Source organism: Streptomyces sp. NPDC107471 (assembly GCF_055582845.1).
Genome location: NZ_JBVJPC010000002.1, coordinates 954809 through 978559 on the forward strand (window position 1 = coordinate 954809; position 23751 = coordinate 978559).

A 23751-nucleotide genomic window follows, 5' to 3' on the forward strand; every position below is an offset into this window, starting at 1 on the left:
CCCGGAGACCCGCACCGCGGCCGACCTATCCTGGCGGGAGCCCGTACCCACGCCCCGCCCGAGGAGCAGCTCATGGCATCCGCCGCCCCGTCCCCCGCGTCCCGGATCGCGATCGTCACCGGGGCGAGCAGCGGAATCGGCGCGGCGACGGCACGGCAGCTCGCCGCGGCCGGCTACCGCGTCGTCCTGACCGCCCGCCGCAAGGACCGCATCGAGGCGCTCGCGGAGGAGATCAACGCGGCCGACCACCAGGCGACGGCCTACCAGTTGGACGTGACGGACCGCGCGGCCGTCGACGAGTTCGCCACGGCCTTCAGGACGGTCGGCGTCCTCGTCAACAACGCCGGCGGAGCCCTCGGCGCCGACCCCGTCGCCACCGGCGACCCCGCCGACTGGCGCACGATGTACGAGACCAACGTCATCGGCACCCTGAACGTCACCCAGGCCCTGCTTCCCAAGCTGGAGGCGAGCGGCGACGGCACGATCGTGGTGATCTCCTCGACGGCAGGCCACGGCACGTACGAGGGCGGCGGGGGCTACGTGGCCGCGAAGCACGGCGAACACGTGCTGGCGGAGACCCTCCGCCTGGAGATCGTGGGGAAGCCGGTCCGCGTGATCGAGATCGCCCCCGGCATGGTCAAGACCGACGAGTTCGCCCTGACCCGCTTCGGCGGCGACCAGGAGAAGGCGGAGAAGGTCTACCAGGGCGTCGCCGAACCCCTCACCGCCGACGACGTCGCCGAGACCGTCACCTGGGCGGTCACCCGCCCCAGCCACGTCAACGTCGACCTCCTGGTCCTGCGCCCCCGCGCCCAGGCCTCCAACACGAAGGTGCACCGGGACCTGTGACCCAGGACCGGAAGGACCCGCACGACGAACGCCACATGTGGTGGTGGCTCGCCTACTTCCTCTTCGGCATCCACATCGTGGCGTTCGTCATGATCTACGCGGTGATGCACGCTCCCGGGTGAGCGTGGCTCAACCCTTCACGCACACGACCTGCTTCAGCTTCGCCACGACCTCCACCAGGTCCCGCTGCTGGTCGATGACCTGGTCGATCGACTTGTAGGCACCCGGGATCTCGTCCACCACGCCGGAGTCCTTGCGGCACTCCACGCCCCGCGTCTGCTCCTCCAGGTCCCTGGTGGAGAACCGCCGCTTGGCCGCGTTGCGGCTCATGCGCCGACCGGCGCCGTGCGAGGCCGAGTTGAAGGCCTTCTCGTTGCCGAGACCCTTCACGATGTACGACCCCGTCCCCATGGATCCCGGGATGATGCCGTACTCGCCGGAACCGGCCCGGATCGCGCCCTTGCGGGTCACGAGCAGGTCCATCCCGTCGTAGCGCTCCTCGGCCACGTAGTTGTGGTGCGCGCTGATCTCCGGCTCGAAGGTCGGCTTCGCCTTCTTGAACTCCTTGCGGACCACGTCCTTGAGGAGCGCCATCATGATCGTGCGGTTGTGCTTGGCGTACTCCTGCGCCCAGAACAGGTCGTTGCGGTACGCCTCCATCTGCGGGGTCTGCGCGATGAAGACGGCCAGGTCCCGGTCGACCAGCCCCTGGTTGTGCGGGAGCTTCTGGGCCACGCCGATGTGGAACTCGGCGAGTTCCTTCCCGATGTTCCGGGAACCGGAGTGCAGCATGAGCCACACCGAACCGGACGTATCTACGCAAACCTCTACGAAGTGATTCCCCGACCCGAGTGTCCCCATCTGCTTTCCGGCGCGTTCATGACGGAACTTCACCGCCTCGGCAACCCCGTCGAACCGCCCCCAGAACTCGTCCCACCCGGCGGTCGCCAGGCCGTGGAAGCGGCCCGGCTCGACGGGGCTGTCGTGCATGCCCCGGCCCACCGGAATCGCCTGTTCGATCTTCGACCGCAGGCGGGAGAGGTCTCCGGGCAGGTCGTTCGCCGTCAGGGACGTCCGCACCGCCGACATCCCGCAGCCGATGTCCACACCCACCGCCGCCGGACACACCGCGCCCTGCATCGCGATGACCGAGCCGACCGTCGCACCCTTGCCGTAGTGCACGTCCGGCATCACGGCGAGGCCCTTGATCCACGGCAGGGTCGCGACGTTGCGCAACTGCTGGAGAGCCACGTCCTCGACGGTCGCCGGGTCGGTCCACATACGGATCGGGACCTTGGCGCCCGGCATCTCCACGTACGACATATCGTCCTCATTCCCCCGGAAAGCAAACAGAAGTCCCATTATGCAAAACCGGCGCCAAGGTCGACGTAAGGGATGACGGACCGGCGTTCACGGCAGTGCGTGCGATACACATTGTCTGCCGGGGACGCCCCCGTGCGGCAAGCGAATAACCTGCGGGGACACTGGGATCCCCACGAGCCGGAGACATTCCGAGAGGAGCCCCACCGTGCAGCGGAAGGCCTACGTACCCGGCGTCGCCGCCCTCCTCGCGGCGCTGCTGGCCGGCTGCACCGGCAGCTCCGGCGGCGACGGCACGACGGACGACGCGAACCCCGGTGACGCGGGCACCGCCTCCCCCGCCGCCCAGCCGGGCAAGTACCGCACCCTTCCCGAGCCCTGCGGTGTGGTCGGCCAGAGCACCCTCGACGCGCTGCTGCCCGGCATCCAGCAGATCACCGACACGGGCCAGCGCACCAAGGCCTACGAGGGCGCGGCCACGCTCACCTACGACACGGACCGCAAGGTCGGCTGCCGTTGGAAGGTGGAGGCCACGGACGCCACCGAGTACCTGTCGGTCGACTTCGAGCGGGTGGTGTCGTACGACAACGCGGTCAGCGACGACACCCAGGCGCAGCAGCTCTTCGCGCAGGCCGAGGAGAAGGCCGATCTGCCGGCGGCGGCGACGGCGAGCGCGACCTCGGACGTGGCGGAGAGCGGCACCGCCAGTCCCACGGGTTCCCCCACGGCGACCCCGAGCGGTTCCGCGAGTCCGAGCGGTTCGGCCTCCGCGACCCCGTCGGACCTCCAGCCCCGCCTCCTGGACGATCTGGGCGACGAGGCGTTCCTGGACGACGTGTTGGGCGGCTCGGGTTCGACGGCCCAGCAGCGCAAGGTGACTGTGGCGTTCCGCACGTCCAACGTGATCGTGACCATCGAGTACGAGGAGCAGCCGACGACGATCGGCGTCACCCCGGACAGCAAGGAAATGCAGGACAACGCCCGGAAACTGGCCTCTCAGCTCGCCGGGTCGCTGTCCGGCTGAGCGCGCTGCACACCCCCCTCACCCGCGCGCACAAAGCGTTCGAAGCTGGACCGCACGGCATCCTCACCGCGTACCGTGGCCCCTCGGACCCGATCCGACGGCAGGAACCACAAGCGTCATGAGTGAAGGAACCATGCAGCGACGAGCAGAGCGTGACCAGGGTGTTCAGCGGGCGAAGCGTCTTCACCGCGTCCTTGTCTGCGCGGCCGCAGTCCCGGTGATGCTGATCGCCGCCGGCTGCTCCTCCGACTCCGGCGACTCCGGCTCCGGCAGCGGTGGCGACAAGGCCGCAGGCGCCGGTGCGACGGTGTCGGCCTCCGCGAGCGCGGCGCCCACGGTGCAGGCGGCGGCGTACAAGTCGCTTCCCGAGTCGTGCGGGGTGCTGTCGTCGAAGACCTTGAAGTCGCTGGTCCCGGAGGCCCCGAAGGCCGGCAAGAAGGGCACGTCGGAGGCGGGTACGCGCGGCAGTTGCTCCTGGAGCAGCCTCGACAACAACGGGGTGAAGGGCTCCCAGTTCCGCTGGCTGAACGTCTCGTTGCTGCGGTTCGAGTCGGACACCTCGCGCGGTACGGGCGAGGCGCAGGCGCAGAAGTACTACGCGCAGCAGATCCAGGACGCGCAGTCGGTGGCGGGTGCGAAGAACGCCAAGTCGCAGGCGGTGTCCGGGACGGGTGACGCGGCGACGCTGGTGCGGTACGACCTGAAGAAGAAGGAAGGCGCCTTCAAGCAGCAGACGGTCGTCACGCGCGTGGAGAACGTCGTCGTGACGGTCGACTACAACGGCGCCGGGCTGGCCGGTGACAAGGCGCCGAGCGCGGACACCCTGGCGAAGCTCGCGGAGCGTGCGGCCAAGGAGGCGGTGACCGCGGTGGCGGCGGCGAACGGCGAGGGCGCGGCGAACCCGGCCCCCTCGAAGTCCGCGTCGGGTTCGAAGGCCCCGTCGAAGTCCGCGTCCCCGTCGGCGTCGAAGTCGGCCACGAAGTCGGCATCTCCGTCCAAGTCGGCTGCGAAGTCGGGCTGAAGAAGGTCTGACGGCCCGTACCGGCCATCCGTGCGCAGCACACATGTGCCACTCTGTTGCGCGCAACAAGACGTACCGGGAGGGGAGTACGGGTGTCCGCGCCCATGCAGTTGACTCGAATGCACCGCGTGCTCATCGGCGTGGTCGTGTTCGGCGCCGTGATCATCGCCGGCATCGGCTTCGCGGGGTCGTACGCGGCCGTCCGTGAACTCGCCATCCAGAAGGGCTTCGGGAACTTCAGCTATGTGTTCCCGATCGGCATCGACGCGGGCATCTGTGTCCTGCTGGCCCTGGACCTGCTCCTGACGTGGATCCGCATCCCGTTCCCGCTGCTGCGGCAGACGGCGTGGCTGCTGACGGCCGCCACGATCGCCTTCAACGGCGCGGCGGCCTGGCCGGACCCGCTGGGTGTGGGCATGCACGCGGTGATCCCGGTGCTGTTCGTGGTGGCGGTGGAGGCGGCCCGGCACGCGATCGGCCGGATCGCGGACATCACGGCGGACAAGCACATGGAGGGGGTCCGCCTCACCCGCTGGCTGCTGTCCCCCGTCCCGACCTTCCTGCTGTGGCGCCGGATGAAGCTGTGGGAACTGCGCTCCTACGAGCAGGTCATCAAGCTGGAGCAGGAGCGGCTCGTCTACCGTGCCCGTCTGCACTCCCGCTTCGGCCGGGCCTGGCGGCGCAAGGCCCCGGTGGAGTCCCTGATGCCGCTGCGGCTGGCGCGGTACGGGGTTCCGCTGGCGGAGACGGCTCCGGCGGGCCTGGCGGCGGCGGGCATCGAGCCGGTCCTGCTGCCGCCGGCTCCCGAGCACGCCGAACTCCCCGCGGGCTCCCGTGCCGTGGCAGCGGACAGTCGTCCCGCCGTGGCGGCTCCCGTCCCGCAGCAGGCCGCCCCCCGGCCCGAGCCGGAACCCGAGCCCGAGCCCGACCAGAGCCCGTGGTTCGAGACCCCCAAGCAGGTCGAGTACCAGGGCGGCTACAACCCCGACTACGACCCCGCGGAGCAGTACAACCGCTGGTACGAGGAGCAGTTGGAGGCCGAGCAGTACGAGCTCCAGCAGATCCAGTACGAGGAGCCGCCCCGGGAGCCCTCGATGGAGGAGACGGGCAGCTTTCCCATCCCGGTGACCACGGGCCGCACCCGGGAGCTCGGCGAGGGCGGCGGGTCCCCGGAGCCGACGGAGGAGGACTTCTACCAGGTCTTCAAGAAGTCGATAGACGGCAGTTACCCCTCCCCCGGCCAGCTCAGGGGTGACGTGGAGGCGACGTACGGCGTCGTGCTCCCGCAGCGCGAGGCCGAGCGCATGGTCAACCGCTTCACCAACCGCCACACGGCGGAGCTCCAGGAAGACCACATCGCCTGAGCCGTCCGGACATGAGAAGGGGCCCTCCGCACCGGAGGGCCCCTCTTCCGTACCGCCTGTCACTCCCCGAGCAGTGCCCGGACCCGCTCCTGTCCGACGGCCAGCAGCAGTGTGGGCAGCCGGGGCCCGGTGTCGCGGGAGACCAGGAGCCGGTACAGCAGGGCGAAGAACGTCCGCTGGGCGGTCTTGATCTCGGCGGGCAGTTCCTTGGGCGTGGCGTCCGCGGAGAACCCGGCCTGCACCTTGGGCACGCCGTACACGAGGTGGGTGAGCCCGTCGAGCGACCAGTGCGCGGCGAGCCCGTCGAGCAGCAGGCGCAGGGACTGCTGGGAGGCCTCGTCGAGGGACTTCAGCAGTTCGGCGTCGGGCTCGTCGCGCACGATGGTCCGCTGGTCGGCGGGCACCTGGGTGTTGATCCAGGCCTCGGCCTTGTCGAACCGGGGCCGGGCCTCGTCCAGGGCCGTCAGCGGGTTGTCGGGGTCCAGCTCGCTGAGGATCCGCAGCGCCTGGTCCTCGTGCCCGGCGGTGATGTCGGCGACGGAGGCGAGCGTCCGGTACGGCAGCACGCGTGCCGTGCGGGGCAGCTCCCCGCCGGCGGTGCGCACCGCGCGGGAGTGCGCGGCGACGTCGGCCGGCAGCGCGGTGCCGTCGGCGACCTTGGCGTCCAGCTTGTCCCACTCGTCGTAGAGCCGCTGGATCTCCTGGTCGAAGGCGATCTTGAAGGACTGGTTGGGCCTGCGGCGGGCGTAGAGCCAGCGCAGGAGCTGCGGCTCCATGATCTTCAGCGCGTCGCCCGGTGTGGGCACCCCGCCCCGCGACGACGACATCTTCGCCATCCCGGAGATGCCGACGAAGGCGTACATGGGCCCGATGGGCTGCTTGCCGCCGAAGATCCCGACGATCTGCCCGCCGACCTGGAAGGAGGAGCCGGGAGAGGAGTGGTCGACCCCGCTGGGCTCGAAGACGACGCCTTCGTAGGCCCAGCGCATCGGCCAGTCGACCTTCCAGACGAGCTTGCCGCGGTTGAACTCGTTGAGCCGGACGGTCTCGGCGAACCCGCAGGCGTTGCAGGTGTACGACAGCTCGGTGGTGGCGTCGTCGTAGGAGGTGACGGTGGTGAGGTCCTTCTCGCAGTTACCGCAGTAGGGCTTGTACGGGAAGTACCCGGCGGATCCGGAGGACCCGTCGTCCTCGGCGGCCGCGCCGGAGCCCTCGGCGGCCTCGACCTCGGCCTCGTCGAGGGGCTTCTGCTGCTTCTTGGCCGGGGCCTTCTTGGTCCGGTACTGGTCGAGGATCGCGTCGATGTCCCCGCGGTGGGCCATGGCGTGCAGGATCTGCTCGCGGTAGACACCGGAGGTGTACTGCGCGGTCTGGCTGATGCCGTCGAACTCGACGCCGAGCTCGCCGAGCGCGTCGACCATGGCGGCCTTGAAGTGCTCGGCCCAGTTCGGGTACGCGGACCCCTTGGGGGCGGGCACGGAGGTCAGTGGCTTGCCGATGTGCTCGGCCCAGGTCTCCTCGTCGACCCCGGCGATGCCCTTGGGCACCTTGCGGTAGCGGTCGTAGTCGTCCCAGGAGATGAGGTGCCGGACCTGGTGGCCGCGGCGCCGGATCTCGTCGGCGACGAGGTGCGGGGTCATGACCTCGCGCAGGTTCCCGAGGTGGATCGGTCCCGAGGGGGACAGCCCGGACGCGACGACGACCGGTTTGCCCGGGGCCCGACGCTCCGACTCCTCGATGACCTCATCCGCGAAACGGGAGACCCAGTCGGTGGTCTCGGTGCTCTGAGCCACGATCGGCACGTCCTTCTTTCTGAACGGGTGACGCTCCATTGTCACAGACCCGGGTGCGGCCGGAAAAACCGCTTTACCCCCCATGGGATACTGGCGGTGTCCATCGATCCTCACCAGGAGAACGGCACCCCTCCTTATGGCCTCGGTCACGTCCCTCAGCGACTCCGTCCAGCAGCGTCTCGCGGCGGCCCTCTCGGCCGCTCTGCCGGACGCCGACTCCACGGACCCGCTGCTGCGACGAAGCGACCGGGCCGACTTCCAGGCGAACGGCATCCTGGCGCTCGCGAAGAAGGCGAAGGCCAACCCGCGGGACCTCGCGACCCAGGTGGTCGCCCAGGTCGAGTCGGGCGACCTGCTGAAGGACATCGAGGTCTCGGGCCCCGGCTTCCTGAACATCACGCTCACCGACCGGGCGATCACCGAGAACCTGGCCGCCCGGTACGCCGACGAGACGGACCGCCTGGGCGTGCCGCTCGCCGCCGACCCCGGCATCACGGTCGTCGACTACGCCCAGCCGAACGTGGCGAAGGAGATGCACGTCGGCCATCTGCGGTCCGCGGTGATCGGCGACGCGCTGCGCGCGATGCTCGACTTCACCGGTGAGAAGACGATCGGCCGGCACCACATCGGCGACTGGGGCACGCAGTTCGGCATGCTCATCCAGTACCTGATGGAGCACCCCGGCGAGCTGGCCCCGGCGTCGGAGGTCGACGGCGAGCAGGCCATGTCGAACCTGAACCGGGTGTACAAGGCGTCGCGCGTGGTCTTCGACTCCGACGAGGAGTTCAAGGAGCGGGCGCGCAAGCGGGTCGTCGCCCTGCAGTCCGGCGACAAGGAGACCCTCGACCTCTGGCAGCAGTTCGTGGACGAGTCGAAGGTCTACTTCTACTCGGTCTTCGAGAAGCTGGACATGGAGATCCGCGACGACGAGATCGTCGGCGAGTCGGCGTACAACGAGGGCATGCCCGAGACCGCCCGCCTCCTGGAGGAGATGGGCGTCGCGGTCCGCTCCGAGGGCGCGCTGGTGGTCTTCTTCGACGAGATCCGCGGCAAGGACGACCAGCCGGTGCCGCTGATCGTGCAGAAGGCGGACGGCGGCTTCGGGTACGCGGCCTCCGACCTGACGGCGATCAGGAACCGCGTCACCGACCTGCACGCGACCTCCCTCCTGTACGTCGTCGACGTCCGCCAGTCCCTGCACTTCAAGATGGTCTTCGAGGCGGCCCGCCGCGCCGGCTGGCTGACCGACGAGGTCACCGCGCACAACATGGGCTACGGCACCGTGCTGGGCGCGGACGGCAAGCCGTTCAAGACCCGTGAGGGCGAGACCGTCAAGCTGGAGGACCTGCTGGACGAGGCGGTGCAGCGGGCCGCCGAGGTGGTACGGGAGAAGGCGCAGGACCTCACCGAGGACGAGATCCAGGAGCGGGCGGCCCAGGTGGGCATCGGCGCGGTGAAGTACGCCGACCTGTCCACGTCCCCCAACCGGGACTACAAGTTCGACCTGGACCAGATGGTCTCGCTGAACGGCGACACGTCCGTGTACCTCCAGTACGCGTACGCCCGTATCCAGTCGATCCTGCGCAAGGCGGGAGAGGTACGTCCCGCAGCTCACCCGGAGCTCGAACTGGCGGACGCGGAGCGGGCGTTGGGCCTGCACCTGGACTCGTTCGGCAGCACGGTCTTCGAGGCGGCGGCGGAGTACGCCCCGCACAAGCTGGCCGCGTACCTCTACCAACTGGCGTCCCTGTACACGTCGTTCTACGACAAGTGCCCGGTCCTGAAGGCCGACTCGCAGGCGCAGGTGGAGAACCGCCTCTTCCTGTGCGACCTGACCGCCCGCACCCTCCACCAGGGCATGGCCCTGCTCGGCATCAGGACGCCCGAGAAGCTGTGACCGCGGGGGCCGTTGTCAGTGGCGGCCCCTACAGTCACTGCCATGGCGACTCTTCCCAACCCGCTGCCCACCCTCGCGGCCGACCCGAGCGGTCGTTCGCTCGGTCTCGGCCTCCCGCTGGGGAGGCTGATCGACACGACCGACGAAGGGCCCTGGCACGAGCCGTTGCTGTGGCACGCCGAGTACGCGGCGTCGGCCGGGGCCTGGACCGCGCTGGGCGCTCAGGCGGCGCGGGCCGGGCTGCTGCCCGTCCTGATAGAGGTCGGCGGCGCCCAAGGCGGGCCGCAGGAGTGGGAGTTGCTGCCCGGGGAGATGTCGTACCCCGGGGACCACGACCCCGAGGAGCTCCTCTCGGAGTACTGGGAGTACGCGATCGAGGAACCGGACGACCTCGACGCGACGATCGCCCCGTACTCCGAGGCGTGGCCCGGCCTCGCCCCGGCCCCCGAGTCCCTCCCGGCCGACCCGGACGTCCGTGCCGCCGAGACCGCCGACGCGCTCCTCGACGAGGGGTCGTGGTTCAAGGAGCCCCGTCTCGCCCTGGTCCCGGCCCGCCGCAGCGCGGACATCCCGGCGGCGATCGGCTGGACGGGCCCGATGAACTACGAGGGCGACACGGCCCGTGTCTGTGCGGTCCTCCGCGGCTGGGAGGACCGCTTCGGCATACGCGTCATAGCGCTCGGCTTCGACCGGTTGACCGTGTCCGTCGCCGCCCCGCCCACGACGATCCAGGAGGCCGAGGCGGTCGCCGCGGAGCACTTCGCGTTCTGCCCGGACAACATCACCCAGGGGCACCACGAGACCCTGTCCGAGTACGCCGAACACGCGGTGCTTGGCCGACGCGTCTGGTCCTTCTGGTGGGACTAGGGCAAACCAGAGCTCTCCCATGAGCAAATTCCCTTTCAAGTCCCGCCGGCTCACTTCGGCTGACCGGATCCGCCACTAAACTCCCTTCTCGTTTGCGGTCCTTAACAGGGGGAGGGCGCTCGGCATGGCGGACGGCTTTTCCGTGGACCTCGGCGCGCTGCGCAAGGCCGCCTCCGGGATCAGCACCACGCTGGACGCGATGGCCACCAAGAAGGTGAGTGACATCGACGTCCCCGAGGGCGACTTCGGACACGACGAACTGGCGTCCGCGATCGTCGACTTCACCGACCGGTGGAACATCGGCGTCTCGCACCTGGCCTCCGACGGCGCCGAGGTCTCGGACCGGCTGAACCGCTGCGTCACCAACTACGAGGCGGCCGAGGAGCACATCCAGCTCTCCGCGGAGGGCGTGCTCCGGTCCTCGTCCGGAACGGACCCGGGGGCGTCCTGATGGCTCAGCTCGGCGAGACGTCGGATCCCCGTGCGCTGGTCCCCGGCTCACCGGACTCCCTGACCACGACCGCACAGTCCCTGCTCGCGTACGGCGATGTCCTCGTCGAGGCCGGCGAGGGACTGGCGAAGATCGACACCGAGGACGGCTGGCGGGGTCCCGCCGGCGACGCCTTCCGGGACCGTTTCCACGGCCAGCCCGCCCGCTGGACCGAGGCGGGCAACGAGTTCCACACCGCCGCGAACGCCCTGTACGACTACCTGCACACCCTGCGCGCGGCCCAGCAGCGCGCGGCCGAGGCCATAGCGCAGTACGCGCGCGGCGAGACGGCCACCACGAACGCCAGGAACGCCCATGACCGCCAGGTCAGCGAGGCGCGCGGCCGAGGGGACAGCACCGAGATCCCCTTCGCCGATCCCGGTGAGGCGGACCGTGCCGCCGCCCGTGCGACCCTCGACACCGCTCGCGGCAACGTACAAAGCGCCGGGCACACCGCGGCCGCGCTGGTGCGCAAGGCCACCGAGTCCGCCCCGGAGCGCCCGGGGTTCTGGTCCAAGGTCGGCGACTTCCTCGGTGACGTGGGGGACGGGCTGGTGGACGGCGGAAAGACCGTCGTCAACGACCTCGCCTCCTTCGGCAACGCCATGATCCAGCACCCCGGCGACAGCGCGGCGATGCTCGGCGGCATGCTCCTGGCCGGCGTCAGCGCCGGCGGGGAGGGTCTCGGCGTCGCCCTGGACGCCACCGGGGTCGGTGCCGTGGCCGGCGTGCCCCTCAACGTCGTGTCCGCCGCCGGGATCACCGCGGGCGTCGGTCTGGCGGGTGCCGGAGCCGTGGACCTCGCCCAGCACGCCACGAGCGACTCGCGGGTCGAGCCCCTGCGGATGAACAGCGAGGGCTCCGGCACCGGCGGCTCCTCCCAGCAGCCGGCCTCCGATCTGATCAAGAACGGTCAGCAGTACAAGGGCACCGGCGGACGGGCGGGAAACAACCTGCCGGTGGAGAACGGCCCCAAGGACGGCACCCTCTACAAGACGGACCCGCAGACCGGGAAAGTCACCAACTACACGACGTACGACTCCGAAGGCCGTGCGGTGAAGCGGGTGGACCTGGAGGGCCGTCCGCACGGCGGGGTGGACACCCCGCACGTCGTAGAGTACGAGCGCAACACCAACCCGAAAACCGGTCAGGTCTTCGTGCGCCCGTCGAACGAAGTACGCGCCGCGTTCCCCTGGGAGATCCCGTGACCAGCAGCAAGCCGTCGTGGTCCGACCGGAGGCTGCCGGCGTTCCTCACCCGGTGGCGTACCGACTGGAAGAACGAGGAACTCACCCCGGCCAACTTCCTCGACTTCGAGGGCGGCCTGCGGTTCGTGCTGGCCGCGGCCTGGCTGTTCTGCCCCGAGACGGTCGAGTACCGCGACGGTGTGTTCCTCAAGGAGCGGTTCGGTCAGGGGAACGTCGACGACTGGTTCACCAAGCTGGGTGACGACAGGGAACGTGTCGAAGCGGTCACCAACCAGGTCAAGTTGTGGGACACGTTCGTCAACACCCCCCTGACGGACGACGACCAGCTCGGCGAGGAGCTGCCCCAACTCGCCCTGGCACTGGGCGAATGCTGGCAGGGCGTCCTGTCCGCCCGGTACCCCGCCCTGGAGATCACCGTCGAGGTGAGCGACGAGGAGGACGGCTCCTACGGTCCGACCGTGACCTTCTGGACCTCCCCGTCCGTCACGCCCTTCGGCTAGCGCACCCCGGCCGGGCCGCCCCGCAGTCCCGCGCCCAGCCTGCGCAGCCCCTCCCCGATCTCCTCCGGCGTCTGCGTCACGAAGCAGAGCCGCAGGGTCGAGCGATCGGGCGCACCGGCGTAGAAGGGCGCCCCCGGGACGTAGGCCACGTCCCGGGCCACGACCTGCGGCAGCAGCGCGGTGGTGTCGTACGACGACGGAAGGCTCGCCCAGAGGAACATGCCGCCCTCGGGACGTGTCCAGGTCGAGCCCGGGGGCAGGGCCTCGCCGAGCCCCGCCAGCATGGCGTCCCGGCGCTCGCCGTAGACGCCCGCGACGCGCCCCACATGCGCGTCGAGGTCCCGGTCGGCCAGGTAGCGGGCCGCGGCGAGCTGGTTGACGGTCGGGGTGTGCAGGTCGGCGGCCTGCTTGGCGACCGTGCAGGCCCGCCGCAGCTCGCCGGGAGCGCGCAGCCAGCCCAGCCGCAGTCCGGGGGCCATGACCTTGGAGAAGGAGCCGAGCAGCACGGTCCGGTCGCGGGCCTCCTCGTGGGCGGCGATCCACGGCACCCGCCCGCCCTCGAAGCGGAGTTCGCCGTACGGGTCGTCCTCGACGATCCACAGCCCGCACCGCGCGGCCACGGACGCGACGGCGGCCCGGCGGTCCGCGGACATGGTCCGTCCGGTCGGGTTCTGGAAGGTGGGCACGGTGTAGAGCAGTTGGGGCCGCTCCCGCAGGACGAGCTCCTCCAGCGCCGCGGGGTCGGGCCCCTCGTCGTCCCCCGGCACGGCCACTACCCGGGCGCCCGCGAACCGGAAGGCCTGGAGGGCGGCCAGGTAGCAGGGGCTCTCGACGAGGACCGTGTCCCCGGGCTCGATCAGCGCGGTGGCGAGCAGCGACAGGGCCTGCTGCGAGCCGGTGGTGACGAGGACGTCGTCGGCGTCGGTGGTGAGTCCGCGCGCCGACATCCGCTCCGCCAGGGCGGCCCGCAGCACGGGCTCACCCTCGGTGGTCGAGTACTGGAGCGCCCGCTCGGGCATCTCGCCGAGCACCGTCCGGTAGGCCGCCGCGATCCCCTCGGCGTCGAACAGTTCGGGCGCCGGCAGGCCGCCCGCGAAGTTGATGACCTCGGGGCGGGCGGTGACGGCGAGGATGTCCCGCACCGGCGACCCGCCGACCAACCGGGCCCGGGCGGCGAGCGGCGGCACGGAGGCGAACGTGGGCACCGTCATGGCACGGCTCCTTCGAGTGCTGTCTGCTGTCTGCGACGACTGGTGCAGCGCAGCCTAAGGAACTGAGTGCCGCCTACAAGGACCTTTCCGCGATACGGACGCCGCGCACCCGCTCACGCCTTGGTGCCGGTGGCCCCGTAGACGTTGATGTCGTCGTCCGTGACGTCGTTGATGTCGCGGTAGCGGATCTTCTCGATGTCGTCGAGGGAGTCGAAGTCCTCCCCGTCGATGGCGGGCGGCGCGGGCGCGGGCCCGGGATGCCACAGATGGGCGGGCACCACGCCGGGCTCGTCCAGGGTGAGCCCCGGCACCTCGGTGAAGAAGCGCTCCACCTGCGCCTTGGAACGGAACACGAAGGTGAACCCGCGCTCGGTGTAGGTCCGTTGGACCGCCCGGGCGGGCTCGGGGTGAATCTCGTCGGTCAGGTGGCTGAGCACGATCCGGCTCCCCGCGGGCAGCGCCGCCACGAGGTCCCGCACGATCGGATAGGCCTCGTCGTCCTCGACGAAGTGCAGGATCGCGACCAGGCACAGCGCGATCGGCCGGTCGAAGTCCAGGGTCTTCGCGGCCTGTTCGAGGATCTGCGCGGGGCTCTTGAAGTCGGCGTCGATGTAGTCCGTGCGTCCCTCGGGTCCGCTCGTGAGCAGCGCGCGGGCGTGCGCCAGCACCACCGGGTCGTTGTCGACGTAGACGACCCGCGCGTCGGGCCGGATCCGCTGGGCGATCTGGTGGACGTTCTCCGCGGTGGGCAGGCCGGTGCCGATGTCGAGGAACTGCCGGATCCCGTACCGCTCGGTCAGCCGGAGGACGGCCCGGCGCATGAAGTCACGGTTGTGGCGTACGTCGAGGTAGCCGCGGGGGTTGGCGGCGAGCGCGGCGGCGGCCGCCTCGCGGTCGGCGGGGTAGTTGTCCTTGCCGCCGAGGAAGACGTCGTAGACCCGGGCCGGATGCGCCCTGGTGGTGTCGATCCTTCTGGCCAGCTCGGCCGGGTCCTGGCTCAGCGCGTCACCGGACATGGCGTCTCCCCTGTGCATGTGTCGGTCCTTCGACGGACAACCACCGCGATGGTCAAGAACCTAACTCCTGGGGCGACTTGATGGTGCCCGGTACGCGGGATGCTCCGTCCCGCGTCCCGCGCGGGGGACGTGGGAAAGCACGTCCGCGCAGGTCAGCGCGGTTTCCGGTACGAGGCCGTCCCGAATCCCCCGCCAGGGCTGGCGAATGCCCCCGCTCCCCCGCAGCCTGATCCCATGCCCACCCGACCCCCCACCCCCCGTGGCCGCACCAGGACCGCCCTCCTCGTCCTCCTCGCCCTTCTCGCCCTCACCGCGCTGACGGGCTGCAAGGACGGCCAGGGCGTACGCGACGAGGGGCCGGCCGCCGACCGGGCGGCCGGCGTCACCGCCGTGGAAAACCAGAAGGCCGCCCGGGACTGACCGGGCGGCCTCACAGCAGGACTACGGCATCACACGTGCGCGGGGGCGAAACCCTTCGGGTTGGCGCCGTACTTGTTCTCGCCCGGCTCACCGTCGAGGCAGGTGAAGACGAGGAGGGTGATGCCACCGACCAGCGGGACCAGACCGAACAGGACCCACCAGCCGCTGCGGCCGGTGTCGTGCAGGCGGCGCACGAGGACGGCGAGGCTGGGGAGCAGGACGGCGACGTAGAAGACGATCGGGATCCACGCCTGCTTGGCCACGACACCGAGGACGGCCAGCACGATGTAGATGATCGCGACGAACAGGGTGTACATCCAGTATTCCTTGCGGCGCGCGCGGCCGCTGAACACGGCGTACTTCTTCAGCACATCGAGGAAGTAGTTCATGGTGGTGTCCCCCAGGGATCGGCGTTCGGACCATTCCGAATGGATCAGGCCAGGCGCAGAAGATATGAAGGATGTCGAGAACTCGTCAATTCGACGGATGTAAGCGGTTCATCAAGTCGCGCACCTGTCAGACTCCGACAAATCCACCACCCGTGAAAGCGGATTCCGGACAGACCACCCGAAGATCACCGAGGCGATCAGCGGCCGTTGTCGGACGTTGGCCGGAACGAGCTCCGCCCGTGTCCGGACCGAGCTCGAACCGTTGCCGTGACACGCCGCCCGGCGGCTTCGTCAGCCGAGCTTCTGCGCCACCTCGGTGGCCCAGTAGGTGAGGATGTTCTGCGCTCCGGCCCGCTTGATACCGGTCAGCGTCTCCAGGATCGCCCGGTCCCGGTCGATCCAGCCCTTCTCGGCGGCGGCCTCGATCATCGAGTACTCACCGGAGATCTGGTAGGCGGCGACGGGCACGTCGACGGCGTCGGCGACCCGCGCGAGGACGTCGAGGTAGGGTCCGGCCGGCTTGACCATCACCATGTCGGCGCCCTCCTCCAGATCGAGGGCGAGCTCCCGCAGCGACTCCCGCACGTTCGCCGGGTCCTGCTGGTACGTCTTGCGGTCACCCCGCAACGAGGAGGCGACAGCCTCGCGGAACGGCCCGTAGAACGCGGAGGCGTACTTGGCCGTGTACGCCAGGATGGCCACGTCCTCCCGCCCGATCTGGTCGAGCGCGTCCCGTACGACCCCGATCTGCCCGTCCATCATCCCGCTGGGCCCCACGACATGGGCGCCCGCGTCGGCCTGCACCTGGGCCATCTCGGCGTACCGCTCCAGGGTGGCGTCGTTGTCGACACGTCCCTCGGCGTCCAGGACCCCGCAGTGCCCGTGATCCGTCGTCTCGTCGAGGCACAGGTCGGACATCACGAGCAGCTCGTCGCCGACCTCGGCCCGCACGTCCCGGATGGCGACCTGCAGGATCCCTTCGGGGTCGGTCCCCGGCGTCCCGACAGCGTCCTTCTTCGACTCCTCCGGCACCCCGAAGAGCATGATCCCGGAGACACCGGCCGCCACGGCCTCCGCGGCCGCCTTCTTCAGACTGTCCCGCGTGTGCTGCACGACCCCGGGCATCGCCGAGATCGGCACGGGCTCGCTCGCCCCCTCCAGCACAAACGCCGGGAGGATGAAGTCGGCGGGGTGCAGCCGGGTCTCGGCGACCATGCGGCGCATGACGGGGTTGGTCCGCAGCCGACGGGGGCGGGTACCGGGAAAGGATCCGTACGTCGTCATATCCCTACGCTACGCCCGCCCCGACCCCCCCTTTGCCGACGCGACGTCGGACGCCCCGCTGCGCTGAGCTCGGCCGAAGCGCCCACGGGGGTGCCACGCAATGCCACCGGGCGCCTGCGGACACGCGGTGGCCGACAGACGCCTGAGGGGATGCCGCGCAACACCGCCACGCGCCTGCGGGTACGGCGTGGCTGGTCGCGCAGTTCCCCGCGCCCCTGATGCCTGCGGCGGCCCGCCCGGGCCCGTCGTGGCGGACGAGGTGGCGAACGGTCCGTCGTGGCGCAGGTGACTGCAACCCCCAGGGGCGCGGGGAACTGCGCGATCAACCCCCACCGGACCCGCAGCCACCCACCCCCGCACGCCACCGCACACCCCAGGGGCGCGGGGAACGGCGCGACCAGCCCCCCACCGCCCCGCACCCGACAACGCACCCCGTCCCACCCCCACATGCGCCACCCCACACCCAGGTCCAAGCTGAAAGAACAAGGCAGGAGGACCCCATGGCTGCCACCCACTCCACCCACTCCACCCACGCCGCCCTGAACGAGATCCACGGCCCCGTCATCCACCCCGGCGAGCCCGGCTACGCCGACGAGGTCACCGGCTTCAACCTGGCCGCCCTGCACACCCCCGACGTGGTCGTCGGCGCCACCCGCACCGAGGACATCGTCACCGCCCTGCGCTGGGCCTCGGCCACCCACACCCCCGTCACCGTGCAGGCCACCGGCCACGGCGCCAACTTCCCGATAGAGAACGGCCTGTTGATCAACACCGCCCGCATGACCGGCGTACGCGTCGACGAGGACACCCGTACCGCGAGAATCGACGCCGGCGCCAAGTGGCGGGACGTCCTGGCCGCCGCCACCCCCCACGGCCTCGCCACCCTCAACGGCTCCTCCACCGACGCGGGCGTCGTCGGCTACATCCTCGGCGGCGGCCTCCCGGTCCTCGGCCGGACCTACGGCTACGCCGCCGACAAGGTCCGCTCCTTCGAGGTAGCCACCCCCGACGGAACGCTCCACCACACCGACCCCGACACCGAACCCGACCTCTTCTGGGCCCTGCGCGGCGGCAAGGGCAACGTGGGAGTGGTGACCTCCCTGGTCACCGAACTCCTCCCGCTGCCCCGCGTCCTCGGCGGCGGCATCTACTGCGCGGGCGAGGACGCCGAGGCCCTGCTGACCGCCTGGGCGACCTGGACCCAGGACGTCCCGCCGGAGATGAACAGCACCTTCAGCATCCTGCGCCTGCCGCCCTTCCCGGAGATCCCCGAACCCTTCCGGGGCGGCTTCTGGGCACGCGTCTGCCTCGCCTGGACCGGCGACCCGTCAGCGGGCCAGGACCTCCTCGCCCCGCTCCGCGCGGCCGCACCGGTCGTGATCGACACGGTGGAGGAGATGGACTACGCGGCGGTGGACCGCATCTACCTGGACCCCCAGGACCCGCTGCCGGCCCGCGAGTCCTGCACCCTGCTGCGCGAGCTGACCCCCCAGGCGGTCGAGACCTTCCTCGACCAGGTGGGCCCGGCGGCGGGCGTCGCGGACTTCCCGCTCCTGATGGTGGAGTTGCGCCACATGGGCGCGGCACTCTCCCGCCCCGCCGCCGTGGCGGACGCGGTCTGCGCCCGGGACGCCGAGTACCTCCTGGAGGCGGTGGGCGTCCTGGCCGCACCGCCCATGGCCGAGGCGGTCGAACGCGCCACGACCGCCCTCAACTCCGCGATGGCCGCGTACGGCACCGGCCGCACCATGGTCAACCTGCACGGCACCCCGGGCGACGAGACGGACCGCGCCCGGGCCTGGACCCCGGAGGTCTACGACCGCCTGCGCCGCACGAAGTCGACGTACGACCCGGAGAACCTCCTGCGCTACGGCCACACCGTGACCCCGGCCGCCTGAGGTTCCCCGAGGAGGGGGATCAGGTCGTCGACCGCCGACGACGAGCCCCCGGCCGCCGCTCGCTCGGCCGCGTCACGGGATCCCCGGCCTCGACCGCGGCCGCCCGCCGCTTCAGCCCGAAGTCGGCGAGGGCCTCGGCCAGCTTGTGCACCGACGGCTCGGGCGCCATGACGTCGACCCGGAGCCCGTGCTCCTCGGCCGTCTTGGCCGTGGCGGGACCGATGCAGGCGATCACGGTGACGTTGTGCGGCTTCCCGGCGATACCGACGAGGTTGCGCACCGTGGAGGACGACGTGAACAGCACGGCGTCGAACCCACCGCCCTTGATCGCCTCCCGGGTCTCCGCGGGCGGCGGCGAGGCGCGCACGGTCCGGTAGGCGGTGACGTCGTCGACCTCCCACCCGAGCTCGATGAGCCCGGCGACCAGCGTCTCGGTGGCGATGTCGGCACGCGGCAGGAACACCCGGTCGATCGGGTCGAAGACCGGGTCGTACGGCGGCCAGTCCTCCAGGAGCCCGGCGGCCGACTGCTCACCGCTCGGCACCAGGTCCGGCTTCACACCGAAGGCGATCAGCGCCTTGGCGGTCTGCTCGCCCACCGCCGCGACCTTGATCCCGGCGAAGGCCCGCGCGTCGAGCCCGTACTCCTCGAACTTCTCCCGTACGGCCTTGACGGCGTTGACCGAGGTGAAGGCGATCCACTCGTAGCGCCCGGTCACCAGCCCCTTGACGGCACGTTCCATCTGCTGGGGCGTTCTCGGCGGTTCGACGGCGATCGTCGGCACCTCGTGCGGCACGGCTCCGTAGGACCTGAGCTGGTCGGAGAGCGAGGCCGCCTGCTCCTTGGTGCGCGGCACGAGAACCTTCCAGCCGAACAGCGGCTTGTTCTCGAACCACGAGAGCTGGTCGCGCTGCGCGGCGGCCGAGCGCTCACCGACCACGGCTATCACCGGCCGGCCGCCCTCGGGCGAGGGCAGTACCTTGGCCTGCTTGAGCGTCTGGGCGATGGTGCCCAGGGTGGCCGTCCAGGTCCGCTGCCGCGTGGTCGTACCGGCGACGGTGACGGTCATCGGGGTGTCGGGCTTGCGCCCGGCCGCGACCAGCTCGCCGGCCGCGGCGCCCACGGAGTCCAGGGTCGTCGACACGACCACGGTCCCGTCCGACACCCCCACCTCCGTCCAGCACCGGTCGGAGGCCGTGCGCGCGTCCACGAACCGCACGTCCGCGCCCTGCGCGTCCCGCAGCGGGACACCGGCGTACGCGGGCACGCCGACGGCCGCGGCCACACCGGGCACGACCTCGAAGGGCACGCCCGCGCGAACGCAGGCCAGCATCTCCTCGGCGGCGTACGCGTCGAGCCCGGGGTCCCCGGACACCGCACGCACGACCCGCCTGCCGCCCCGCGCGGCCTCCATGACAAGATGTGCCGCATCCCGTACAGCGGGGGCAGGGGCGGTTGTTGACGTGCCGTCAACGACTGTCAGTTGGGGCGCGCCCGTGCCCGGAACCGGAGTCGAGGGCGACTCGATGTCCGTGTCCACGACGGCGACGCCCGACCGAGCGTGGACGCGCACGACGTCGAGCACCTCGTGCCCGGCGACGAGAACGTCCGCGTTCGTGAGCGCCTCGACGGCGCGCAGAGTCAGCAGTCCCGGATCTCCGGGTCCGGCACCCAGGAAGGTGACGTGCCCGTGTTCAGGACCGACGGGAAGGGTGGTGGGGCTCACTGTGCTCGCTCCCCCATCAGACCGGCCGCGCCCTGGGCAAGCATGTCGGCCGCGAGTTCACGGCCGAGCGCCATTGCTTGGTCGTACGTCTCGGGCACGGGACCGGTGGTGGACAACTGCACCATGCGCGAGCCGTCGGTGGTGCCGACGACGCCCCGCAGGCGCATTTCCTTGACAATCTGCCCGTCGGCCAGCAGGTCGGCCAGCGCGCCCACAGGGGCGGAGCAGCCGGCCTCCAGGGCGGCGAGCAGTGACCGCTCGGCGGTCACGGCGACCCGCGTGAACGGGTCGTCGAGCTCACCGAGCGCCGCGATCAGGTCCGCGTTGTCCGCGGTGCACTCGATCGCGAGTGCTCCCTGGCCGGGAGCGGGCAAAACTGTGTCGACCGAGAGGAAATCGGTCACTTCGTCGATACGGCCGATGCGATGGAGGCCGGCCGCGGCCAGCACCACCGCATCCAGCTCACCCTCGCGCACGAACCGCACCCGGGTGTCGATGTTCCCCCGGATCGCAACCGTCTCGATATCAAGTCCGTGCGTACGGGCGTACGCGTTGAGCTGCGCGGTCCGCCGGGGCGAACCGGTACCGATGCGGGCACCCCGGGGCAGGTCGGTCAGCTTCAGGGCGTCCCGGGCGACGATGACGTCCCGCGGGTCCTCGCGCTCGGGGAGCGCGGCCAGCGCCAGCTCGTCCGGCTGCCCGGTCGGCAGGTCCTTCAGCGAGTGCACCGCGAAGTCGACCTCGCCCTTGAGCAGGGCTTCGCGCAGCGCGGTCACGAACACACCCGTGCCGCCGATCTGCGCGAGCGCCTCCTTGGACACATCGCCGTACGTGGTGATCTCGACGAGCTCGACGGGCCGTCCGGTCACCTGGCTCACGGCCTCCGCCACCCGCCCGGACTGGGCCATGGCGAGTCTGCTCCGCCTCGTCCCCAGCCGTAGCGCCTTGGTACTCATGACGAGCCTCGGTCTTTCTCATCGGTGGTGCTGTCCTCGGCGCGGGAGACGGCGGCCACCGTCTCGGGGTCGAGGTCGAACAGGGTCCGCAGCGCGTCCGCGTACCCGGCACCGCCGGGTTCGGCCGCGAGTTGCTTGACCCGTACGGTCGGCGCGTGCAGCAGCTTGTCGACCACGCGCCGCACGGTCTGCGTGATCTCCCCGCGCTGCTTGTCGTCCAGGCCGGGCAGCCGCCCGTCGAGCCGCGCGATCTCGTTCGCGACGACATCGGCGGCCATGGTCCGCAGCGCGACGACGGTGGGCGTGATGTGCGCGGCCCTGAGCGCCGCCCCGAAGGCGGCCACCTCGTCCGCGACGATCCGGCGGACCTGGTCGACGTCGGCCGCCATGGGGGCGTCGGCCGAGGCCTCCGCGAGCGACTCGATGTCGACGAGCCGCACCCCGGTCAGCCGGTGCACGGCGGCGTCGATGTCCCGGGGCATGGCGAGGTCGAGCAGGAAGAGGGAGGGGGTCGGCCGCGGGATCTCGGCGACGGGCTCGGGCCTGCGCCGCTCGGGCACCCGCCCGATGACGGCGGCGGTGGCGGCGAGCGCGGCGATGACGTCGGCTTCCTGGACCGGATCGACGACGGCGACGGAGCCCTGCGGCCGGGGCGCGTTGTCCACCCAGGCGGCGTGCTGCTCGAGCTCGGAGGCGGCCATCCCGGCGACGGCGGCTTCCCCGAGCACGGAGAAACCGGCGGTGGAGGGGACGGGCGCCAAGTCGAGAGGACAGTTCTCGTCGGCGATCGGCTCCGCCAAGCCGCGGGCAGATGTGCCGCCCGGGGCGGCTCCCGACCCACGGAAAGGCGGCACCTCGTCAGCGCCGAGTTGCGCGACCCACTCCCGGCTCGCGTCAGCACCCTGCACAGCCGAAGCAACAGCCTCAGCAGTAAGCACCAGCCCAGTCGCCCCCGTACAGGACACCACGACATCGGCACGTGTCAGCTCGTCCGGCACCGAGTCCATCGGTACCGCACGGGCGAGCACGTCCCCGGCGTCCTTGAGGATCTCCGCGAGCCGCTCGGCCCGCTCGGCGGTCCGGTTGGCGATCACGATCTCCGAGACACCGACCCGCGCCAGCGTCGCCGCGGCCAGCGAGGACATCGACCCGGCCCCGATGACCAGCGCCTTCTTCCCGGACGCCCAGTCCGGCACAGCCGTACCGGAAGCAAGCTGCTCCAGCCCGAACGTCACCAGCGACTGCCCGGCCCGGTCGATCCCGGTCTCGGAGTGCGCCCGCTTGCCGACCCGCAGCGCCTGCTGGAAGAGGTCGTTGAGCAACCGCCCGGCGGTGTGCAGCTCCTGCGCCCGCGCCAGCGAGTCCTTGATCTGCCCGAGGATCTGCCCCTCGCCCACGACCATGGAGTCGAGCCCGCAGGCCACGGAGAAGAGGTGGTGGACGGCCCGGTCCTCGTAGTGCACGTAGAGATAGGGAGTGAGCTCGTCGAGCCCCACCCCGCTGTGCTGGGCGAGCAGCGTCGACAGCTCGGCGACACCCGCGTGGAACTTGTCCACGTCGGCGTACAGCTCGATCCGGTTGCAGGTCGCGAGCACCGCGGCCTCGGCGGCGGGCTCCGCGGCGACTGTGTCCTGGACCAGCTTGACCTGCGCATCGACATGCAGGGCCGCCCGCTCCAGCACGCTGACCGGAGCGCTGCGGTGGCTCAGCCCGACGACGAGGAGACTCATGCCGGCATCACGGCGGGTACGTCCCCGTCGGGCCCCTTGTCAGCGGCGGAGCCCTCGCGGCCGGCGGCGGCCGGTGCGGCGCCGTCGGAGGCGGCGGCCTCCTCGCCGGCCTTGCGCTGCTCGTGGAAGGCGAGGATCTGCAGCTCGATGGAGAGGTCGACCTTGCGCACGTCGACGCCGTCCGGCACGGACAGCACGGTCGGCGCGAAGTTCAGGATGGAGGTGACGCCGGCGGCCACGAGCCGGTCGCAGACGGGCTGGGCGGCACCGGCGGGGGTCGCGATGACACCGATGGACACGCCGTTGTCCTCGATGATCTTTTCCAGGTCGTCCGAGTGCTGCACGGGAATGCCCGCGACGGGCTTTCCGGCCATCGCCGGATCGGCGTCGATCAGCGCGGCGACCCGGAAACCACGGGACGCGAAGCCGCCGTAGTTGGCGAGAGCGGCGCCGAGGTTGCCGATGCCGACGATCACAACCGGCCAGTCCTGGGTCAGGCCGAGTTCGCGGGAGATCTGGTAGACGAGATACTCGACGTCGTAGCCGACCCCGCGGGTCCCGTAGGAGCCCAGGTAGGAGAAGTCCTTGCGCAGCTTCGCGGAGTTGACCCCCGCGGCGGCCGCGAGCTCCTCGGAGGAGACCGTGGGTACCGAGCGCTCCGACAGTGCGGTCAGGGCGCGGAGGTACAGCGGAAGCCGGGCGACGGTGGCCTCGGGAATCCCTCGGCTACGGGTCGCCGGTCGGTGAGTTCGGCCAGTTGCCACGGTGCTCCTGCGGGTAGAGCGGGG

General features: G+C 70.9%; 22 protein-coding genes. 12 read left to right on the plus strand and 10 right to left on the minus strand.

Features of this window, described 5'->3' with window-relative positions; all coding sequences use genetic code 11:
• Positions 1-72: 72 nt before the first annotated feature.
• Both ACZ66S_RS09310 and ACZ66S_RS09315 read left to right on the plus strand, forming a co-directional pair.
• Positions 73-849, plus strand: coding sequence for an SDR family NAD(P)-dependent oxidoreductase (locus tag ACZ66S_RS09310; protein ID WP_469900792.1), 777 nt, complete (start codon positions 73-75; stop codon positions 847-849).
• On the plus strand, positions 846-971 hold the full coding sequence (locus ACZ66S_RS09315; protein WP_469900794.1) for a hypothetical protein: 126 nt from the start codon (positions 846-848) through the stop codon (positions 969-971). Before ACZ66S_RS09310 ends, ACZ66S_RS09315 begins: the two co-directional genes overlap by 4 nt.
• Positions 972-978: 7 nt before the next feature.
• Here ACZ66S_RS09315 and ACZ66S_RS09320 read toward each other — a convergent pair whose 3' ends face one another.
• Complete coding sequence (locus ACZ66S_RS09320; RefSeq protein ID WP_469900796.1) at positions 979-2172, minus strand: RtcB family protein; 1194 nt, start codon at positions 2170-2172, stop codon at positions 979-981.
• Between the two features lie 205 nt (positions 2173-2377).
• Here ACZ66S_RS09320 and ACZ66S_RS09325 point away from each other — a divergent pair, with 205 nt between their 5' ends.
• The 3 genes from ACZ66S_RS09325 (at position 2378) to ACZ66S_RS09335 (ending at position 5578) form a co-directional block, all read left to right on the plus strand.
• A complete protein-coding gene (locus ACZ66S_RS09325; protein WP_469900797.1) occupies positions 2378-3193 on the plus strand; it encodes a DUF3558 domain-containing protein in 816 nt (271 codons plus the stop codon).
• A gap of 133 nt (positions 3194-3326) precedes the next feature.
• Entirely contained in the window at positions 3327-4214 is an 888-nt protein-coding gene (locus ACZ66S_RS09330) for a DUF3558 domain-containing protein (RefSeq protein ID WP_469900799.1), read from the plus strand.
• 104 nt (positions 4215-4318) lie between these two features.
• Complete coding sequence (locus ACZ66S_RS09335) at positions 4319-5578, plus strand: DUF2637 domain-containing protein (RefSeq protein WP_469900801.1); 1260 nt, start codon at positions 4319-4321, stop codon at positions 5576-5578.
• Between the two features lie 59 nt (positions 5579-5637).
• On the opposite strand, the gene lysS is transcribed toward ACZ66S_RS09335, so the two are convergent.
• Positions 5638-7380, minus strand: a complete 1743-nt coding sequence (gene lysS / locus ACZ66S_RS09340) for a lysine--tRNA ligase (protein WP_469900803.1) — start codon at positions 7378-7380, stop codon at positions 5638-5640.
• 127 nt (positions 7381-7507) lie between these two features.
• Between lysS and argS the strand changes: the two genes are divergently transcribed.
• The 5 genes from argS to ACZ66S_RS09365 all read left to right on the plus strand — a co-directional run bounded on the left by argS (position 7508) and on the right by ACZ66S_RS09365 (position 12333).
• On the plus strand, positions 7508-9268 hold the full coding sequence (gene argS, locus ACZ66S_RS09345) for an arginine--tRNA ligase (RefSeq protein ID WP_469900805.1): 1761 nt from the start codon (positions 7508-7510) through the stop codon (positions 9266-9268).
• Between the two features lie 42 nt (positions 9269-9310).
• Positions 9311-10135 carry a DUF4253 domain-containing protein gene (locus tag ACZ66S_RS09350; protein ID WP_469900807.1) on the plus strand — a complete coding sequence of 275 codons (825 nt, stop codon included), beginning with the start codon at positions 9311-9313 and terminating at the stop codon, positions 10133-10135.
• Positions 10136-10259: 124 nt separating this feature from the next.
• Entirely contained in the window at positions 10260-10586 is a 327-nt protein-coding gene (locus ACZ66S_RS09355; RefSeq protein WP_469900809.1) for a hypothetical protein, read from the plus strand.
• The gene (locus tag ACZ66S_RS09360) at positions 10586-11833 is read left to right on the plus strand and encodes a putative T7SS-secreted protein (protein ID WP_469900811.1); all 1248 of its coding nucleotides are present in this window, start codon (positions 10586-10588) and stop codon (positions 11831-11833) included. Before ACZ66S_RS09355 ends, ACZ66S_RS09360 begins: the two co-directional genes overlap by 1 nt.
• Positions 11830-12333 (plus strand): hypothetical protein, encoded by a 504-nt coding sequence (locus ACZ66S_RS09365; RefSeq protein WP_469900813.1) that lies wholly within the window; start codon positions 11830-11832, stop codon positions 12331-12333. Before ACZ66S_RS09360 ends, ACZ66S_RS09365 begins: the two co-directional genes overlap by 4 nt.
• Here the strand turns inward: ACZ66S_RS09365 and ACZ66S_RS09370 are convergent.
• Complete coding sequence (locus tag ACZ66S_RS09370; protein WP_469900815.1) at positions 12330-13544, minus strand: aminotransferase-like domain-containing protein; 1215 nt, start codon at positions 13542-13544, stop codon at positions 12330-12332. The two genes, ACZ66S_RS09365 and ACZ66S_RS09370, sit on opposite strands and share 4 nt — an antisense overlap.
• 113 nt (positions 13545-13657) lie before the next feature.
• Positions 13658-14560: an SAM-dependent methyltransferase gene (locus ACZ66S_RS09375; protein ID WP_469900912.1), complete on the minus strand. Its 903-nt coding sequence runs from the start codon at positions 14558-14560 to the stop codon at positions 13658-13660.
• 234 nt (positions 14561-14794) lie between these two features.
• Between ACZ66S_RS09375 and ACZ66S_RS09380 the strand changes: the two genes are divergently transcribed.
• Positions 14795-14980 carry a hypothetical protein gene (locus ACZ66S_RS09380; protein ID WP_469900816.1) on the plus strand — a complete coding sequence of 62 codons (186 nt, stop codon included), beginning with the start codon at positions 14795-14797 and terminating at the stop codon, positions 14978-14980.
• A gap of 29 nt (positions 14981-15009) precedes the next feature.
• Here the strand turns inward: ACZ66S_RS09380 and ACZ66S_RS09385 are convergent, their stop codons facing one another.
• Both ACZ66S_RS09385 and hemB read right to left on the minus strand, forming a co-directional pair.
• A complete protein-coding gene (locus ACZ66S_RS09385) occupies positions 15010-15369 on the minus strand; it encodes a DUF805 domain-containing protein (RefSeq protein WP_469900818.1) in 360 nt (119 codons plus the stop codon).
• 291 nt (positions 15370-15660) lie between these two features.
• Complete coding sequence (gene hemB, locus ACZ66S_RS09390; RefSeq protein ID WP_469900820.1) at positions 15661-16653, minus strand: porphobilinogen synthase; 993 nt, start codon at positions 16651-16653, stop codon at positions 15661-15663.
• Positions 16654-17153: 500 nt separating this feature from the next.
• On the opposite strand from hemB, the gene ACZ66S_RS09395 reads away from it, so the two are divergent.
• Positions 17154-18551 (plus strand): FAD-binding oxidoreductase, encoded by a 1398-nt coding sequence (locus tag ACZ66S_RS09395; RefSeq protein WP_469900822.1) that lies wholly within the window; start codon positions 17154-17156, stop codon positions 18549-18551.
• 19 nt (positions 18552-18570) lie between these two features.
• On the opposite strand, the gene ACZ66S_RS09400 is transcribed toward ACZ66S_RS09395, so the two are convergent.
• Genes ACZ66S_RS09400 through ACZ66S_RS09415 form a run of 4 tightly spaced genes read right to left on the minus strand, consistent with a single transcriptional unit; the run spans position 18571 to position 23727 of the window.
• Positions 18571-20277 (minus strand): bifunctional uroporphyrinogen-III C-methyltransferase/uroporphyrinogen-III synthase, encoded by a 1707-nt coding sequence (locus ACZ66S_RS09400; protein ID WP_469900823.1) that lies wholly within the window; start codon positions 20275-20277, stop codon positions 18571-18573.
• On the minus strand, positions 20274-21233 hold the full coding sequence (gene hemC / locus ACZ66S_RS09405) for a hydroxymethylbilane synthase (RefSeq protein WP_469900825.1): 960 nt from the start codon (positions 21231-21233) through the stop codon (positions 20274-20276). Before hemC ends, ACZ66S_RS09400 begins: the two co-directional genes overlap by 4 nt.
• Positions 21230-22963, minus strand: a complete 1734-nt coding sequence (locus tag ACZ66S_RS09410; protein ID WP_469900826.1) for a glutamyl-tRNA reductase — start codon at positions 22961-22963, stop codon at positions 21230-21232. Before ACZ66S_RS09410 ends, hemC begins: the two co-directional genes overlap by 4 nt.
• The gene (locus tag ACZ66S_RS09415; RefSeq protein WP_469900828.1) at positions 22960-23727 is read right to left on the minus strand and encodes a redox-sensing transcriptional repressor Rex; all 768 of its coding nucleotides are present in this window, start codon (positions 23725-23727) and stop codon (positions 22960-22962) included. Before ACZ66S_RS09415 ends, ACZ66S_RS09410 begins: the two co-directional genes overlap by 4 nt.
• Between the last annotated feature and the right edge of the window lie 24 nt (positions 23728-23751).

Bases quoted from the DNA above. Each gene is read 5' to 3' on its own strand.
- ACZ66S_RS09380 (WP_469900816.1), top strand. From the start codon at position 14,795: ATGCCCACCCGACCCCCCACCCCCCGTGGCCGCACCAGGACCGCCCTC.
- ACZ66S_RS09410 (WP_469900826.1), bottom strand. From the start codon at position 22,963: ATGAGTCTCCTCGTCGTCGGGCTGAGCCACCGCAGCGCTCCGGTCAGC.
- ACZ66S_RS09330 (WP_469900799.1), top strand. From the start codon at position 3,327: ATGCAGCGACGAGCAGAGCGTGACCAGGGTGTTCAGCGGGCGAAGCGT.
- ACZ66S_RS09310 (WP_469900792.1), top strand. From the start codon at position 73: ATGGCATCCGCCGCCCCGTCCCCCGCGTCCCGGATCGCGATCGTCACC.
- hemC (WP_469900825.1), bottom strand. From the start codon at position 21,233: ATGAGTACCAAGGCGCTACGGCTGGGGACGAGGCGGAGCAGACTCGCC.
- ACZ66S_RS09360 (WP_469900811.1), top strand. From the start codon at position 10,586: ATGGCTCAGCTCGGCGAGACGTCGGATCCCCGTGCGCTGGTCCCCGGC.
- ACZ66S_RS09375 (WP_469900912.1), bottom strand. From the start codon at position 14,560: ATGTCCGGTGACGCGCTGAGCCAGGACCCGGCCGAGCTGGCCAGAAGG.
- ACZ66S_RS09355 (WP_469900809.1), top strand. From the start codon at position 10,260: ATGGCGGACGGCTTTTCCGTGGACCTCGGCGCGCTGCGCAAGGCCGCC.
- ACZ66S_RS09385 (WP_469900818.1), bottom strand. From the start codon at position 15,369: ATGAACTACTTCCTCGATGTGCTGAAGAAGTACGCCGTGTTCAGCGGC.
- ACZ66S_RS09320 (WP_469900796.1), bottom strand. From the start codon at position 2,172: ATGTCGTACGTGGAGATGCCGGGCGCCAAGGTCCCGATCCGTATGTGG.
- ACZ66S_RS09395 (WP_469900822.1), top strand. From the start codon at position 17,154: ATGGCTGCCACCCACTCCACCCACTCCACCCACGCCGCCCTGAACGAG.
- ACZ66S_RS09350 (WP_469900807.1), top strand. From the start codon at position 9,311: ATGGCGACTCTTCCCAACCCGCTGCCCACCCTCGCGGCCGACCCGAGC.
- ACZ66S_RS09370 (WP_469900815.1), bottom strand. From the start codon at position 13,544: ATGACGGTGCCCACGTTCGCCTCCGTGCCGCCGCTCGCCGCCCGGGCC.
- hemB (WP_469900820.1), bottom strand. From the start codon at position 16,653: ATGACGACGTACGGATCCTTTCCCGGTACCCGCCCCCGTCGGCTGCGG.
- ACZ66S_RS09335 (WP_469900801.1), top strand. From the start codon at position 4,319: ATGCAGTTGACTCGAATGCACCGCGTGCTCATCGGCGTGGTCGTGTTC.
- argS (WP_469900805.1), top strand. From the start codon at position 7,508: ATGGCCTCGGTCACGTCCCTCAGCGACTCCGTCCAGCAGCGTCTCGCG.